The 15,171-nt window shown below is 61.3% G+C and carries 17 protein-coding genes and 1 other RNA gene; 4 read left to right on the forward strand and 14 right to left on the reverse strand.

Translation table 11 applies throughout. The annotated features are described in order from the left end of the window. The 9 genes from ACZ41T_RS14275 to ACZ41T_RS14315 form a co-directional block, all read right to left on the reverse strand. Nucleotides 1-1,194 carry an ABC transporter permease gene (locus tag ACZ41T_RS14275; protein WP_464922031.1) on the reverse strand — a complete coding sequence of 398 codons (1,194 nt, stop codon included), beginning with the start codon at nt 1,192-1,194 and terminating at the stop codon, nt 1-3. Next, nucleotides 1,195-2,340, reverse strand: a complete 1,146-nt coding sequence (locus tag ACZ41T_RS14280) for an efflux RND transporter periplasmic adaptor subunit (protein ID WP_464922032.1) — start codon at nt 2,338-2,340, stop codon at nt 1,195-1,197. It abuts the gene before it with no gap. Beyond that, on the reverse strand, nt 2,337-3,626 hold the full coding sequence (locus ACZ41T_RS14285; RefSeq protein WP_464922033.1) for a TolC family protein: 1,290 nt from the start codon (nt 3,624-3,626) through the stop codon (nt 2,337-2,339). Before ACZ41T_RS14285 ends, ACZ41T_RS14280 begins: the two co-directional genes overlap by 4 nt. Before the next feature lie 295 nt (nt 3,627-3,921). Further along, on the reverse strand, nt 3,922-4,197 hold the full coding sequence (locus ACZ41T_RS14290) for a hypothetical protein (RefSeq protein ID WP_464922034.1): 276 nt from the start codon (nt 4,195-4,197) through the stop codon (nt 3,922-3,924). Between the two features lie 80 nt (nt 4,198-4,277). Next, complete coding sequence (locus ACZ41T_RS14295) at nt 4,278-4,757, reverse strand: Spy/CpxP family protein refolding chaperone (protein ID WP_464922035.1); 480 nt, start codon at nt 4,755-4,757, stop codon at nt 4,278-4,280. 385 nt (nt 4,758-5,142) lie between these two features. Further along, complete coding sequence (locus ACZ41T_RS14300) at nt 5,143-6,090, reverse strand: hypothetical protein (RefSeq protein ID WP_464922036.1); 948 nt, start codon at nt 6,088-6,090, stop codon at nt 5,143-5,145. Continuing rightward, nucleotides 6,083-6,484 carry an ExbD/TolR family protein gene (locus tag ACZ41T_RS14305; RefSeq protein WP_464922037.1) on the reverse strand — a complete coding sequence of 134 codons (402 nt, stop codon included), beginning with the start codon at nt 6,482-6,484 and terminating at the stop codon, nt 6,083-6,085. The genes ACZ41T_RS14300 and ACZ41T_RS14305 overlap by 8 nt, the downstream gene beginning before the upstream one ends. After that, nucleotides 6,471-7,118: a MotA/TolQ/ExbB proton channel family protein gene (locus ACZ41T_RS14310; protein ID WP_464922038.1), complete on the reverse strand. Its 648-nt coding sequence runs from the start codon at nt 7,116-7,118 to the stop codon at nt 6,471-6,473. The genes ACZ41T_RS14305 and ACZ41T_RS14310 overlap by 14 nt, the downstream gene beginning before the upstream one ends. A 248-nt stretch (nt 7,119-7,366) precedes the next feature. Further along, nucleotides 7,367-8,089: a MipA/OmpV family protein gene (locus tag ACZ41T_RS14315; protein WP_464922039.1), complete on the reverse strand. Its 723-nt coding sequence runs from the start codon at nt 8,087-8,089 to the stop codon at nt 7,367-7,369. A gap of 315 nt (nt 8,090-8,404) precedes the next feature. Between ACZ41T_RS14315 and ACZ41T_RS14320 the strand changes: the two genes are divergently transcribed. The 4 genes from ACZ41T_RS14320 (at nt 8,405) to ACZ41T_RS14335 (ending at nt 11,438) form a co-directional block, all read left to right on the forward strand. Beyond that, nucleotides 8,405-9,127 (forward strand): response regulator, encoded by a 723-nt coding sequence (locus ACZ41T_RS14320; protein WP_464922040.1) that lies wholly within the window; start codon nt 8,405-8,407, stop codon nt 9,125-9,127. Beyond that, entirely contained in the window at nt 9,124-10,503 is a 1,380-nt protein-coding gene (locus tag ACZ41T_RS14325) for an ATP-binding protein (protein ID WP_464922041.1), read from the forward strand. Before ACZ41T_RS14320 ends, ACZ41T_RS14325 begins: the two co-directional genes overlap by 4 nt. 211 nt (nt 10,504-10,714) lie before the next feature. After that, a complete protein-coding gene (locus tag ACZ41T_RS14330) occupies nt 10,715-10,939 on the forward strand; it encodes a Fic family protein (protein ID WP_464922042.1) in 225 nt (74 codons plus the stop codon). Beyond that, the gene (locus ACZ41T_RS14335; RefSeq protein ID WP_464922043.1) at nt 10,887-11,438 is read left to right on the forward strand and encodes a Fic family protein; all 552 of its coding nucleotides are present in this window, start codon (nt 10,887-10,889) and stop codon (nt 11,436-11,438) included. Before ACZ41T_RS14330 ends, ACZ41T_RS14335 begins: the two co-directional genes overlap by 53 nt. 157 nt (nt 11,439-11,595) lie before the next feature. Here the strand turns inward: ACZ41T_RS14335 and ssrA are convergent. From ssrA to ACZ41T_RS14360, 5 genes are all read right to left on the reverse strand, one after another. Then, nucleotides 11,596-11,962, reverse strand: a transfer-messenger RNA (tmRNA) gene (gene ssrA, locus ACZ41T_RS14340). A gap of 83 nt (nt 11,963-12,045) precedes the next feature. Continuing rightward, complete coding sequence (locus ACZ41T_RS14345) at nt 12,046-12,429, reverse strand: SirB2 family protein (RefSeq protein WP_464922044.1); 384 nt, start codon at nt 12,427-12,429, stop codon at nt 12,046-12,048. Nucleotides 12,430-12,432: 3 nt separating this feature from the next. Then, the gene (locus ACZ41T_RS14350) at nt 12,433-13,110 is read right to left on the reverse strand and encodes an HAD-IA family hydrolase (protein ID WP_464922045.1); all 678 of its coding nucleotides are present in this window, start codon (nt 13,108-13,110) and stop codon (nt 12,433-12,435) included. 4 nt (nt 13,111-13,114) lie between these two features. Further along, the gene (gene ubiG, locus ACZ41T_RS14355; protein ID WP_464922046.1) at nt 13,115-13,813 is read right to left on the reverse strand and encodes a bifunctional 2-polyprenyl-6-hydroxyphenol methylase/3-demethylubiquinol 3-O-methyltransferase UbiG; all 699 of its coding nucleotides are present in this window, start codon (nt 13,811-13,813) and stop codon (nt 13,115-13,117) included. A gap of 10 nt (nt 13,814-13,823) precedes the next feature. Continuing rightward, a complete protein-coding gene (locus tag ACZ41T_RS14360) occupies nt 13,824-15,164 on the reverse strand; it encodes a TRZ/ATZ family hydrolase (protein ID WP_464922047.1) in 1,341 nt (446 codons plus the stop codon). Nucleotides 15,165-15,171: the final 7 nt, after the last annotated feature.

Below are 15,171 nucleotides of genomic sequence, written 5' to 3' on the forward strand. Positions count from 1 at the left end.
TCAGCCTCCCAGCGCCAGCGAGGGCGGCGTGCGTAGCGCCTGCACGATGCCGAGCAGGCTCGCCACCATACCGCCGACGAAGATCACGGCGAAGGTGATGAGCGTCTCCTCCGGCAGCAGCACCAGGGTGCGCGGGAAGCGCTCATAGGTGAGTTCGACCAGCACATAGGCGAATACGAAGGCTGCGATCGTGATTACCAGCGACTGCTCCAGAATCAGGCGCACGATGACCCAGTTGTTGGCGCCCATCAGCTTGAGCGTGGCGATGGCCTTGATCTTCTCCATCGTTAGCACGTAGATCAGCAGCGCGATGATGATGATCGAGACCGCGATCAGCAGGATGCGGAACAGGCCGAGGATGGCGGTCATCTTCTTCAACTTCCCCGCGACCACGAGCTCGATCTGCTGGGCCGTGGAGTAGACGTTGAAGTAGAGCCAGTCCTGGATATGCTGCGCCACCTGTGGCGGATCAGTGCCGGGGCGCAGGCGTACCAGCACCGCGTTGATGGTATCGCTGTCCGCAGAAACCAGCGGCAGCAGCCGCTGCGCCTGCTCGGGCGTATTGCCGGCCGCCTCGAGGCGTTTCAGGCTTGCCGCGCGCGCGGCCTCCAGCGCCCGGTTGTCCTGTTGATACAGTACCTCTTGGGCATCGGCGAGGGAGAGATAGACCAGCGGGTTGCCGCCGGAGTCCACCGCGCCCTTGGTAAGGCCGACCACGGTATAGTCGTGCCACCCGAGGTACACGCGCTCCCCGAGGGCGACGCCGAGTTTCTTGTCCGCTACCATTTCGTAATGGGCGCGCTCGATGCGCCGACCCTCGACGATACGCCCGGGTCCGCCCAGGCCGCCGAAGACGTCGTAACCGATAATGGTGTACTGCTGCTCCTTGCCGCGAACCTCGCGCTGCACCCCGTAGGTGATCCATGGCGAGGCCTGCGCCACCCCCGGCGTGGCGGCGACGCTCTTCCATGCGTCCTCGGGCAGACGCGACGACTCGTTGAATGGCCCGCCGCGATCGCGCTCGGCCACCCACAGGTCGGTGTCGGTGTTTTCGATGAGCCATACCCCGTCCGCGGTGTTGCCCGCGAAAATACCGTTCATGATGAGCACGATGGCGAACAGCAGGCCGACCCCGACGATGGTGGCGATGAATTTGCCCACATGACGCTGGACGTCCTTGATGGCGAGGTCCATCTAGCGTTCTCCTCCCGTCACCGCGCGCACCCGGCTGCCCGACTTGATGCCGGCGGGACGGAGAATCACAGCCTCGCCGGCCTTGAGCCCCTCGCGCGCGGCCACGCGCTCGCCGTCGCTGGGGCCGGTGCGCACCGGCCGGAAGGCGGCACGTCCGTCCGTTACCACCAGCACGCCGAACGCGTGCCCCTGCTGGAATAGGGCCGAGGCCGGAATCACCACCCCCTTCTCTTCGCCGGCATGGATCACGACCTGGGCTTCCTGGTCGATGGCGAAGCGCTCGGGAATTTCGCGGAAGGCCACGTCCACTTCCAGTTCACGGGTCGCCGCGTCGGACTGGCGGTTGATACGCGCCACCTCGCCTGGCAGTTCCTTGCCGCCGCGCAGGCGGATCGTGGCCGGCTGGCCGACCTCGACATGCCCCACCACTGACTCGTCGATCCGTGTCGCCACCCACAGCTTGCTGGTATCCACCATGCGGAAGATCGGCGAGCCCGGTACAACAACATCTCCTGCCTCAGCGTCGCGGACGATGATCAGGCCGTCCATGGGCGCGATGATGCGGGTGAAGCTGTGCAATGCGCGGGCATAGACGGCTTCCTGCGCGGATGCTTGCGACTCGGCCTGACGTGCCCCGAGCGTGGCGGCGGCATTGGCTTCGCCGCTTTGCGCGGACTTCAGCGCCGCGGCGGCGGCGTCCATGGCCGCCTGGGAAATGTAGCCGGCGCGGAAGACCTCTTCATCCCGCCGGAAATTGCTTTGCGCCAGTTCCCTGTCCGCCCGCGCCTTGGCAAGCGCCGCGTCCGCCTCCGCGATGTTGCGCTGCGAGGCCGCGGCGGCTGCCGCAGCACTGCCGGCCTTGGCGGCGGTATCGGTGTCATCCAGCAAGGCGAGCAGCTGCCCCGCCTTGACGCTATCCCCCTGATCCGCATGAAGCACCTTCAATGTTCCGGTAACGCGGGTGCTGACCGTGACCTGGATGCGGGACGCCACCACGCCGGGGCCGCGCACTTCGAGCGCGACCTTGCCTTCCTCTGCCTGGATTACTGCCACCGGGGGCGCATAAAAAAATATGCGGTAAGCCAGCAGGGCAACCAGCACTGCGACGGCCGACAGTGCGAGAATTATTTTCCATTTTTCTTTCACGGCTTCGACTCCGATTCCAATTCCAGGGGATTCCCAATAAGCCGCGCCACGGCATAACGCGCCACGGCATAATTGGCGGCGGCATGCACCTGATCGCCCTCGGCCTGTGCCAGGTCGTCCTGCGCGGTCAATACGTCCAGCGCAGTCGCTTTTCCGGAACGGTAGAGCACCTCAGCCGCCTTGAGCGATTCGCTGTTCGCCTCGACCAATTTCGCGCTTGCCCGTGCGTCGTTGAGCGCGGTACGCCAGGCGCGCAAGGCATCCTTCATCAATGTCTGTACCTCCAGATCGACGGACCGCTCCGCTTCCCGTGCCTGACTCAGCTTCGCACGGGCCTTTTCCGTCTGGGCCGGCAACGCACCGCCGTCATATAGCGTCCAGGTACCGGCCAGTCCCACAATCCATTCCGGCGCGCTGCCGCCGATGTCCCGCTCGCGATAGCCGTAACTGCCCAGCAGGGCAAGCTCAGGAGCGCGCGCGGCCTGGGCCGATCGCAAGCTCTCCTCCGCCTGTGCCACCTGCGCCTGTGCCTGTTGGAGGTCGGGGTTGCGCACGGTCGCGATGTGCAGCATTTCGTCATCCGGTGATGGCGCCTCGAAGCGTCGGGGAAGCTCTCCCTCGATGGAAAACGCCAGGCCCGGCCGCAGGCCGATGGCCTGCGCCAGCGACACGACCGACATTTTTTCCGCTTCCTGCGTATTGGCCAGCACCCTTTCCGCATCCAGTCGCGCCGCTTCCGCTTTGAGCACATCCAGCTGGGTCGTTTTGCCCGCCTTGAAGAAATCGGAGGTCAAGGCCTCGAACGCCTGCTGCCGCTTGAGCGCGCTGGCCGCCACGCCCACCGTGTCGCGCGCATCCAGGGCGCGGGAAAAGGCCTGGCTGACCTGATAGACGGTTTCCTCGCGCGTCGCCTGGAAACCCATGCGGCCCGCCTCGACACCGCGCTGCGCGGCACTTTTCGAGGCCGAGGTCTTGCCGCCGTCGAACAGCAACTGGCGTCCCGTCACCCCGCCGAAACTATCGCGCGTGTACAACGCCGACGAATAACTGTCCAAGGAGCCCAGTCGGTCTTCGTTCAGCCGGCTCACGGAGGCATTGGCCTCCACCGTGGGCAGGAGGTCGGCTGCCGCGATGGCGTAATCCGCCTCGGCCTCGCTTGACCGCGCCGAAGCCGCGCCCAGATTCGGATTCTCCTTGAGCGCCAGATCAAGGGCCTGGGCCAGAGTAAGCCGCTGACCGGCGACGACGGGGCTCGCCAGGCAAGCCGCCGCAAGAACCAGCAGCAAGGCCAGCGTTCCTCGCCTGAATGAAGGTGGCTTAACGAAGATAGCATTCATGTGTTTACGTACATGCCTTTCTGAGCCCAACGTATGATCTGAACCATGTTCCGCTTCACGCAAACCGACACATAGTCAGTCACCGCGCGGAATAGCTGCCTTAATCATACGGGCACACTCATCTTGATGGTCGCTGGCATGGAAATTCGTACGGGTTGATCGCTGTGCGTGTTATTGATTACACGCAGATATTGGCCACGTTGGCACCGAGAGCCCCCGGTGCGCATCAATGCAGGGCTGGAGGTCAGTGCCCCCGCCCCATGCCCTGTCCGCCGCCCTGGCCTTTGTTTTGCCCACGCATTTGATTGCGAACTTCCTCTTTTTCCGCGGCGCTCATGTTTACTGAACGTTTCTTTATCTCAGTCCGAAAAGCGTCACGGTCTTCCTCGCTCATCTCGTTAAGTTTCAGCTGCGTCAATTCCGTCGTGCTCAGCGCGGAGAAATCCTGCGCCGCCAGCGCGCTCAAGCTAACGAGGCACAATGCAATCATGGCTGCCTGCGTTAATTTTTTTCCGTACATGTCAGTGCTCCTTTTGGTTTGAAATGGCTCCTGGACCGGGGTTTCTGCCGGACGTTCAAGATTACTCGTCAACAACGACTTCAGAACTGCATTGGCATGTCCTGGCCGAAACGGCTATCCAGGACTTCCTTTTGCTGCGGGGTCAAAACGGCATACAACTGCTTCATGGTGGCAGCCACGGTTTCCATACCGGCTACACGCTGCTTCATGGACTGGATACGCTCGTCAATTCGGTCAGGCGCAGCCTGAGCCGGCTGCTCGTCGGAGGTGCGCTGTTGCATCTTCGCCTGCATGGCTGACATCATTTCCGTTTTTTGCTGCTTCATGGTTTTGGCGAACGCCGCCCATGCTGCCTCCTGTTCGGAACCGATTTTCAGAATTTCTTTCATTTCGGCCAGTTTGCTGTCTATGCGAGCTGGATGGGCCATTTTTTTGCCGGCCATCGCGCATCCATTCCCCGGCCCCATGCCCATGTCGGTTGCGTAGGAGGTGGCCATCGCACCAATGCCGATGGTGGCGGCGGTAAGAAGGGTCAAGGTAATTTTCTGTCTGCGTTTCATGATGGGTTCTCCATGTAAAAAATGGGCTATGTCACTGTTGGCTGTTGAAGTCATGTCTTGCCCCCTCCGATGAAGCCTCTACCCTGCGGCATCCTGCAGACGGCGCCGTAGGAGCGACTTTAGCCGCGATGCGCCGCAAGGTACAAAAGGGCAAATACTCGCCAAGGCTGTGCCGCGCCACCTTTGCAGGCTACCGTCCGCATCGCGGCTGAAGCCGCTCCAGGGCTGGCCAACACCAACAAATAACGATGAAAGAGCCAAAAATGATTGGCGTGTTGCAGTGAAGCGTATTTAACCGAAGCTATGTAAATGGCTTATGTCAAAATCGCCCTTTTTTGTAACGTACTGTGACAAGCTGGCTTGGCCGTGACGCAAGCCCGTGAATTCAGGCGCCTGCGCCAAAAAACTCACGTATCAAAAAATCTTCCAGCCCGGCGTTGTCTTCCATGCGTGCAGACAGGACGATTACGCGGCCGAGACGCTGCGATTCCCAATTGAAGTCACCTTTGTAATATCTGCGGATCAACGCGATCATACTGCGCACGGTTGCGCGCTCCACATCGCCGCCAGGTCCGGCATCGACTTCGATCACTTCGCGTCGGCCATTGTTAAAGTCTTTTGTCCAGCCGTGAAATGAAAATTTCGCCGTCCGGACACTCATGCTGATAATTTGAAACACTCCATTCGTGCCTTGCGGCTGGAGATTGCGCATGATGTTCGCCATCCTGGTCTCGTCAGCCGAGGGTCCGCGTTCGTTGGCGGTTGCTTGCGCATTTTCCAGCCGGGCAGCCACTTCGGCGGCCCGGCGGCGCGCTCTGGCGGCATTAACGTAAGCCATCAAGTCTGCCGGTGGCGCTAAATCCGGTTCTCGTGGAGCATCCGCCGGGGGCGCAGGCTTGACTGCCGCCATGTCGGGTTCGGGTTCGGGTAAGGGTTCTGGTTCTGGTTCTGGTTCTGGTTCTGGTTCGGGTTCGGGTTCGGGTTCGGGAGCAGATCGATGCCTTATTCTGGATTTGCTTTGCAGGGGCAGGGTTTTTGACTGCAGGTTTGGGCGCTTGTCCGGAGGGTTTTGAGCCGCTTCGGGAAATTCGATAAAGCTTGCTTCTATGGGGACAGGTGCTGCCATTTCGACCTCGGGGGAGGCCAGGAAGTAGCTGAATTCCCATATGATCGCCAGCCAGATAATCAGCGCCAGCGGCCCCGGCCACCACAGCCTGACCTCCCTTGATCGGGAATCGGGCACATGGACGCGCACGATCTCGCCACAATTACTGCACATGGCGTGTTGAATCCCCCCCGGACGGAAGTCTGGCGCGCTTGTTACATCATTCATGTTTTACCGCGATCAGGAAATTCCTGGCGCCGGCAGCCCGTGCCTGCAACATCGCCTGCACCACGATGCCCTGCGGCGCGGCATTATCCGCCGACACGATCACGCTGGGTTGCGCATCGTTCAGCAGCGGCGCGAGTGTGGCTGCCAGGGTTTGCAAGGTCACCGGCGTGCGGTTGATCAGGATTTTGCTGTCGGCGGTCAGCGTCAGGGTGACCGGCGTATCGGTCTTGAGTTTTTCGGCTTTTCCCTGGGGCAGGTTCACTTGCAGCGAATCGAGGTTCTGCATGGCAAGTGAAGACAGCATGAAGGTTGCCAGCAGGAAGAACATCACATCGATCATCGGGATGATTTCGATGCGTCCCTTGCGGGACGCACGGGGTTTACGCAGCTTCATGGGCGTTACCCTGCTGGTCCAGGCGGATGTGGTCGATCAGGCGCGTGCCGAGGCGTTCCATTTCGTCCATCGTCTGCGATTGCACGCGCGAGAAGTAATTGAACCCGAACAGGGCAATCAGCGCGATCAACAGGCCGATTGCGGTTGCAATAAGGGCCTGGGCCACTCCCCCCGTCACGCCGGTGGGGTTCACGACCCCGCTGCTGCCAATGATCTTGAAGGCATCCATCATGCCGCCAATGGTTCCCATGAGCCCGAGCAAGGGTGCGGCTGTGACGATGGTTTCCAGCACCCACAACCTGCGGGCAAGGGAGGTTTCGATCAACTGGGCTTCGTCCGCTGCCCGTGACTCGGTCCACCATGCCGGGCGACGCCGGTTGGCGATCACCACCTCGAAAAAGCGCCTGAAGTAATGGCGGTCATTCAAGCCGTAAAGCCTTTTCTCCAGTTCTTCCCAGGCAAAGCCATAAGTCTCGGCAAGCCTGAGCAGGTCAAGTGGAAGACGGGCATAACGCCAATAGATAAATGCCTTCTCAAGCATGATGGCCAAGGCGATGATTGCCAGCAACGACAGCGGCACAATGATCATCCCGCCCAGTTTTATTGCGATCCAGGTTTCTTGCAGGTCTTGCATGCTTATCTCCGAATGGGGAATTCATTTTCCCCTTGATTGACGTGAAACTCGCACCGCGAGCCTGCGTCACCCTCTCCCGTCGCGCGGAAGAGGGCAGGGGTGGGGGAACGGTCATGCGAGTTTCATAATCGGGTGTGGCCCCTTGCCATGACCGTTGGTTCCGTCCTGCTTTGCACCGCTTGCACGATTTCCGTCCGAGCAGGCATGGCGGCATGCCCGTTCACTTCCACACGGATTAAAGATGCTCGTCAGAAGCGGTATTTGATGCCGACGCCTGCGGACGCCTGGTCTCTGCTGCCGAGGTCGGTGACGATTGGGCTGTCGGCAGCATCACCCAGAATCCGCTTGTAGCGGATGGTTGCAAAGCCTGCCCAATCGCGGGTTATCGCATAATCGACCATGATACTCGCGCCGGCATCCTTGAAGCCCGAACCGGCTTCATATTGGGCGATGCCCGATTGCGCCGATTGCAGTGCGCTAATGCCGAAGAAGGTATTCATATAGTCCGCCGATGCCCAGGTTGTTTCGAGATTGGCGCGGAGTTTGAGCTTTTGTCCAAGAGGCATGCCATGGCCCACGGAGAGATTTATCGTCGCGCCTTCGTCGCTATGCGTGACGTTCTGTCTGACATCGATGGAAGCATGCCAACCTTGCTTGCGGAAGCGGATAAAGCCGCCTGCATCAAGGCCCGGGTCGATGTCACCCAGCCCGCTCAACGCTTCATTGTCGTCCTGATCGCGACCGCGGCGCAGGGCCAGGAGCGGTCCGGCAGCGATGGTAACGCCCTGCTCCGTTTTGAAACGCAGGAGATTGGCGCCCGCACTCAACCGGGTGAAAAACAGGCTGTCACCGTAGAAGAGGTTGATATTCGGCATGACCCTCGCCTGGTAGTCGTTCGAGCCTTCGTACTCCGGCATCACAGCCACCCCCATGCCGATGCTTCCGTGCAGGCCGGCGGGCGTGGCCGGCATGTCATCCGCCGTGGCCCGGCCGGTGGCAGAAATCAACAAAGTTAACCCCACTGCACCCGCCATTCTGGTGCAAGTCATTTGGTGCAGTCTCGACAGCAAGATGTTGCAGCGATATAGGCCATGACGGCGCGTCTCCGAGTCAAACATAATGAAAATGAATAATTGCTTTTCAGCAACGCGTATTTAACCGCCAGGGTGTAACGGGTATGTGTCAAGGCAGGCCTTTTTTGTAACGTACTGTGACAAGGTGCCGGGTTGTTACGCTGCCTTACAATTTCCCTGCATGGAAATTGGGTTTCCCGGTATAAAAACATCATGACGACACCAGAACACATCCTTATCGTGGACGACGATGCCGAGATCCGCAGCCTGCTGAGCAATTACCTGCAGAAAAACGGTTATCGGACCACCTCCGTGGCGGAAGGCAAGGGCATGTTGGCGGCGCTGGATAATGAGCGGGTGGATCTGATCGTGCTCGACCTGATGCTGCCAGGAGACGATGGCCTGGTGTTGTGCCGCAATCTGCGGGTGCGCTCCGACATCCCGGTGATCATGCTCACCGCCCGTGGCGAGGATATGGATCGTATCCTCGGCCTGGAGATGGGCGCCGACGATTACCTGCCCAAGCCTTTCAATCCGCGCGAACTGCTGGCGCGCATCAAGAGCATCCTGCGCCGGGCAAAGGCCTTGCCAGGGAACAGGGAAATTGACGTCGCGGCACGGATTGACTTTGCCGGATGGGAGTTGGATACGATCTCGCGTCAACTCGTCTCGCCGCAGGGGATGGTGGTTCCACTGAGCGGTTCCGAATACCGCCTGCTCCAGGTATTCCTCAATCACCCCAACCGGATTCTCAGCCGGGACCAGCTCATGGAGCTGATGCGGGGGCGTGGAACGGACCCTTTCGAAAGAAGCATTGATGTTCAGGTGAGCCGCCTGCGCCACCGCTTGGCGGACGATGCCAAGGAACCCGCCATCATCAAGACGGTGCGAGGCGAAGGCTACATCCTGTCAGCGCAGGTGGAAACGGGTAAATGATGCGGCTCTTGCCACAATCCCTCTTCAGCCGCATGGTTCTGATTCTGCTCGGCGGCCTGATTCTGGTGCAATCAATCAGCGTCGTCTTTCACTTGCGCGAACGCGATCGTTTGTTGTTTCACTCGAACAGCATGGAATCGGCGCAACGTATCGCCGATGCCATCCGGATGCTGAATTCACTTGCTTCAGCCGATCGGCAAAAATTCGTGACGGCTCTCAATTCTCCGACCCTGCTCGTCTCTCTTGGCGTGATCCCCTCAAGCCAAGCGCTTCAGAACCCGGAGGCCCACGATCAGGCGGACAGCTTCCGCATGATGCTGGGCGACCTGCTCGGGGGAACGCCGCCTATCGAGGTCGTCGCATCCGACCCGGAATGGCGCTTGGGACAGCTCTCTGCCAATACGCCCGGTCTTGCGAGGAATACTTTCCCACAGAAAAAAAACGCCTTTACAGTGGAGACGCGCTTGCAGGATGGAACAGTGGTCTCATTCGATGTGTTCCCGTCCGACGAAACTTTCCCTCTGCCTCGCCGTCTGCTGCTCAATCTGCAGATCCTGCTCGCCGCCGTTATTATTCTTTCGCTTCTTGCCGTGCGCCTTGCCACGCGCCCCCTTAATACCCTCGCCAGCGCTGCAGAAAAACTGGGAAAGGACATCAACAGCCCGCCACTGATTGAAACTGGACCAACCGAAGTGCGGCGCGCGGCGCATGCCTTCAATACCATGCAATCACGCCTGGTCAACTATATTCAGGACCGCACGCGGATTCTCGCAGCCATGTCGCACGACCTGAAAACACCCATCACCCGCTTGCGGCTCCGCGCCGAACTGCTGGAAGATGATGATCACAGAATCCGGTTCGTAAAGGATCTGGAGGAAATGGAGTTCATGGTGACCGCTACCCTGGATTTCATGCGCGGCGTCGACAACCCGGAGCCGGTGCAACCTATGGACATCATGGCCCTGCTGGAAAGCCTTCAGGCGGATGCGGCGGAAATCGGCCAGCAAGTCTGTCTGGATGGCGTCGCTGCCCGGCCCTATCCGTGCAAGCCGGCAGCCATGAAGCGATGTCTGGGCAACCTGATCGACAACGCCGTCAAATACGGAAAAAATGCCACCATCACCGTGGACGACCACCACAAACAACTGCAAATCCACATCCTGGATAATGGTCAGGGTATTCCAGAGGCTGAACTTGAACGGGTATTCGAGCCGTTTTATCGCCTGGAAAGTTCACGCAGCCGCGATACCGGCGGCACCGGCCTTGGCTTGGGCATTGCGCGCAACATCGCACAAATGCACGGTGGCGACCTGTTGCTACGCAACCGTCCATGCGGCGGTCTTGAGGCGATACTGACGCTGCCGCGGAGGTCATAAGCGCACTGCACCAAGCAGTGAATTCGACGATGAACCGAAATTCAATTGAGCCATAGGTGAAAGTGCGACAGGTTGGTTCGGGGCCGGGAAACGACTTGCTCTCGGGTTGGTGGCTGACGCCTTTTCTCCGCGGGCCAAAAAGAAACGCCGACAAGGTCGGCGTTTCGATGCTTCGGGAAAAGCAACTCCGCTGATCAGCTGATTGCCGCTTGTGTCCGGCCCCATCGGTCGCCAGCGGGTGCACTTCGAGGCGCCGCCCGCCGATCGTCTGGAGGTCGAATCCAGCCGATTCCTCAACTGGGTGAATGGCGCACCGAATGAACCGCCGCTGCTCAAGGCCGGCCTCGGCCATCTCCGGCTCGTCACCTGGCACCCGTTCGACGATGGCAACGGTCGTATCGCTCGGGCGAGGCGACCTGCTGCCGGCACGCGCTGACGGCAGCCCGCAACGCTTCTATAGCCTGTCGGCGCAGATCCAGCGGGAGTGCCGCGTCTGCTACGACATTCTGGAGCGGATGCAGAAGCGGTCGATGGACGTCACCGAGTGGTTCGTCTGGTTCCTCGATACCCTCCATCGCGCCGTCGATCAGGCACAACACACGCTCGACGCCGCGCTGATCAAGACGCGGTTCTGGCAGCGCTGGGCGGCCACGCCGTTGAACGAGAGACAGGTGACGTTGCTCAATCGGCAACTCGACAGCTTCGAAGGCAAGCTCACCAGCAGCAAGTGGGCGGCCATTGCCAAGTGTTCGCCGGACATGGCCTTGCGTGACATCAACGACCTGCTTGCGCGGGGTGTGCTGCGGAAAATGGATGCGGGCGGGCGCAGCACCGGCTATGAATTGAACGATTTACCAAGGTACAGCCCGCCACCATCCGTCAGCGTGGTGGGCTTGTCTGTGGGCTTTTGGTGGTGCGAATCGCTATGTCGGTAAGTGCGATGACGGTAACTCCATGTGGCGTAGGCTGGTTACCGCCAGTTACCGTCGGATTACAATGGTCGTCATGGGATAAGTCTGGACGTGAAAAAGGCCATAATCCTTGTTTTTAATAAGAATTATGGCCTTCTTTGGACCACCATGGATCAAATTCTGGTGGAGCCGGGGGGAATCGAACCCCCGTCCGCAAGCCCTCTACAGGCAGTTCTACATACTTAGTCCGGTGTTTTTGTGCTTTAAGCTCCATCACGCCCGCCGAACAGGCTGGATCTTGCCGAGTCGCCTTGATTTAGCATTTACCCAAGCGACCCGGATAAACGCGATTTCATGTGAATTAACTCACTGTCGGCTTGCGCCGGCCCGGCCCATGAACGATCCGGTGTGAGTCCTAGACCTTAAGCGGCTAGGGCGTAGTTTTCGTCGTTTGCGACTAAGTTTTTTTCAGTTGGATTTACGAGGTGCTCTGACCCTCGGTATGCCCTACTCTGCTTTGCGACCCACGTCGAAGCCAGGTCGGCCCCCATGTGCATCTAAAAGAAGTGTACTGCATAGAGCGGGGGGAGGACAGAAAGTTCCGGCGCGAGAGTATTTTCTGTGGGGCGGTTTACTGCCCGAAGGGGAAGGGGTCGTGCGCGATCGCGACCGCCACCATGTAGCCGAATACCAACAGGGCGGCGATCCAGGCGGCGATGCGCCAAGCCTTGGTTTTGCCGCGCTTGAGGGCGATTGTGCCGAGCAGGATGTAGGCGATCAGTGCGAAGAACTTGGCGGTGAGCCAGCCGTGCACCAGCGGGTATTGCTGGATCAGCACGGCCAGGGCGATGCCGCTGGTCAGCAGCAGGGCATCGTTGACGTGCGGGACGATGCGCACCCAGCGCGCCTGTAGCCGGGGGGAATCTGCCATCATCCAGGCGCCGCGCAGGACGAACAGGGCCAGGGTGAGGACGATGGTGGCGAGGTGCAGGTTTTTGATGAGGCTGTAGGTCATCGCTCAGGCCAGGTAGTCGAGGGTTTCGGCCGGGTGGCGGATTTGCGCGTGCGCACCCCAGGTGTGCGGCTGGTCGGCAGCGTCGAGATAGCCCCAGGCGGCGACCAGCGCGGGCATGGTGGCGGCATTTGCGGCCTGGATGTCGCGTTCGGCATCGCCCAGGTAGAGGCACTGCGTCGGCGTGGCGTCGCACAGTCCGGCGGCGGCGAGCATGGGCGCCGGGTGCGGCTTGGGCTGCGGGCAGGTGTCGCCGGAGACGATGCAGGCGGCGCGCTCGGCGAGGTCGAGGATGGACATCAGCGGCTCGGTGAAGCGCGCCGGCTTGTTGGTGACCACGCCCCATTTGAGCTGGCGTGCTTCGAGTTCGGCCAGCAGGTCGAGGATGCCGGGGAAGGGCTGCGAGTGACGGCAGATGTTGGCCGCATACAGTTGCAGGAATTCCTCGCGCAGGGCGGCAAAGTGCGCGTCGTCGGGGTGCAGGTCGAAGCCGATGCCAAGCAGGCCGCGTGCTCCGTGCGAGGCCTGCGGACGGATGAGGTCGTCGGCCAGCGGCGGCAGGCCGTGGCGTGCGCGCTGCAGGTTGAGCGCGTAGCCGAGGTCGGGCGCGGTGTCGACCAGAGTGCCGTCGAGATCGAACAGCACCGCCTTGATGCCGTCAAGCTTCGCTGCATTGAACGCCACGGCTTCAATCCCCCCGGCGCGTCGCTAGCAGGTAGTTGACGTCGGTGTCCGCTTCCAGCTTGTAGACCTTGGTCAGCGGGTTGTAGGTCATGCCGATCAGCTCCTGGGTGTCGAGCCTGGCTTCGCGCGCCATGCGGGCGAGTTCGGCGGGCTGGATGAATTTGGCGTAGTCATGGGTGCCGCGCGGCAGCAGCTTCAAGACGTATTCGGCGCCGACGATGGCGAACAGGTAGCTCTTGGCGTTGCGGTTGAGCGTCGAGAAGAACACCCAGCCGCCCGGCTTGGCCAGGCGCGCGCAGGCGGCGACGACGGAAGCCGGATCGGGGACGTGTTCGAGCATTTCCATGCAGGTGACGATGTCGAATTCGCCTGCGTGCCGCGTGGCGTAGTCTTCGGCGGACACTAGTCGATAGTCGACGCGCTTGCCCGATTCGTACAGGTGCAGTTTGGCGACATTGAGCGCCTTGTCCGACAGGTCGATGCCGCTGACCTCGGCGCCGGCGCCGGCCATCGCCTCGGCCAGGATGCCGCCGCCGCAGCCGACGTCGAGCACTTTCCGGCCGGCCAGCGGCGCCAGCGTGTCGATCCACTTCAGGCGCAGCGGGTTGATCTCGTGCAGCGGCTTGAATTCGGAATTCGGGTCCCACCAGCGGTGGGCGAGTTCGGAAAACTTGGCGATTTCGGCGGTGTCGACATTACTCATAACAAAAACCTCAGGCAGTGAGCTTGGTGCGCCAGTAATGGGCGCGGGCATTCAGATCGTCGGTGTCCAGATCGACCAGGCGGCGGTCATTCAGTTTCAGCTTGCCGTCGACCCATACATGGGTGACGTGCTCGCGTCCGGCAACGTAAACCAGGTGCGAGACGGGGTCAAATACCGGCTGGCTGGACAGGGCACGCAGGTCAACCGCGACCAGGTCGGCGCGCTTGCCGGGGACGATGCTGCCGATCCGGCTGTCGAGATTGAGCGCGCAGGCGGCGTCCAGGGTGGCGGCCTTGAGCGCGGCGGCGGCGGGCAGGGCGGCGGCGTCGCCGCTGGCGCCCTTGGCCAGCAGGGAGGCCAGGCGCATTTCGGCGACCAGGTCGAGGCGGTTGTTGCTGGCGGGGCCGTCGGTGCCGAAACCGAAATTGACGCCAGCCGCCATGAACCGGTTCACCGGCGCGATGCCGGACCCGAGTTTCAGGCCCGCTGTCGGGCAATGCGCCACATGGCAGCCGTTTTGCGCCAGCAGGTCGATTTCGGCGTCGTTCACGTGGATCGCGTGGACGCCGATGAAGTTCGGCCCCAAAAGGCCCAGTCCCGCCAGCCGCTCCAGCGGCCGCATCCCGTATTGCTTGAGGCTGTCGCGGACTTCGTTGGCCGTTTCGTGGATGTGGATGTGAATGGGCAGGCTGAGTTGTTCGGCCAGGGTGTTGATGCGGCCGAAGGTGGCGTCGGCAATGGTGTAGGGCGCGTGCGGGGCGAAGGTGAAGGAGAGCAGCGGCTCGTCCTTCAGCTCGTCGCGCATGGCCAAGCCCTTGGCCAGGTAGTCGTCGGCGTCCGACGCATAGGCGCTGGGGAACTCCAGCACAATGATGCCCAGAGTGGCGCGCATGCCGGCCTGCAGAAAGGCTTCGCCGGCGGTCTGCGGGAAGAAATACATGTCGTTGCAGGTGGTGATGCCGCCCGCGAGCATTTCGGCGGCGGCGAGCAGGGTGCCGTCGCGCACGAAGGCCTCGGACACGTGCTTTTTCTCGGCCGGCCAGATGTGCTCGTTGAGCCAGGTCATCAGCGGCTGATCGTCGGCAAAGCCGCGCAACAGAGACATCGCGGCGTGGCCGTGCAGGTTGACGAGGCCCGGGATCAGCGCGTGGTTGGGCAGGTCGACCGTTTGTGCGGCGTCGTAACGTGCCTGCGCGGCGTCGGCGGGCAGCACGTCGAGAATCTCGCCGCCCCGGACGACCACGGCATGTTCGGCCAGGGCGCCGCAGGCGCGTGCGGGATCATCGGTGCCAGCGGATTCGACGGGCACTACCCATTGCGGCAGGAGAAGGAGATCGGCGGGGGCTTTCATGGTGGGC

The organism is Thiobacillus thiophilus, from assembly GCF_055378705.1.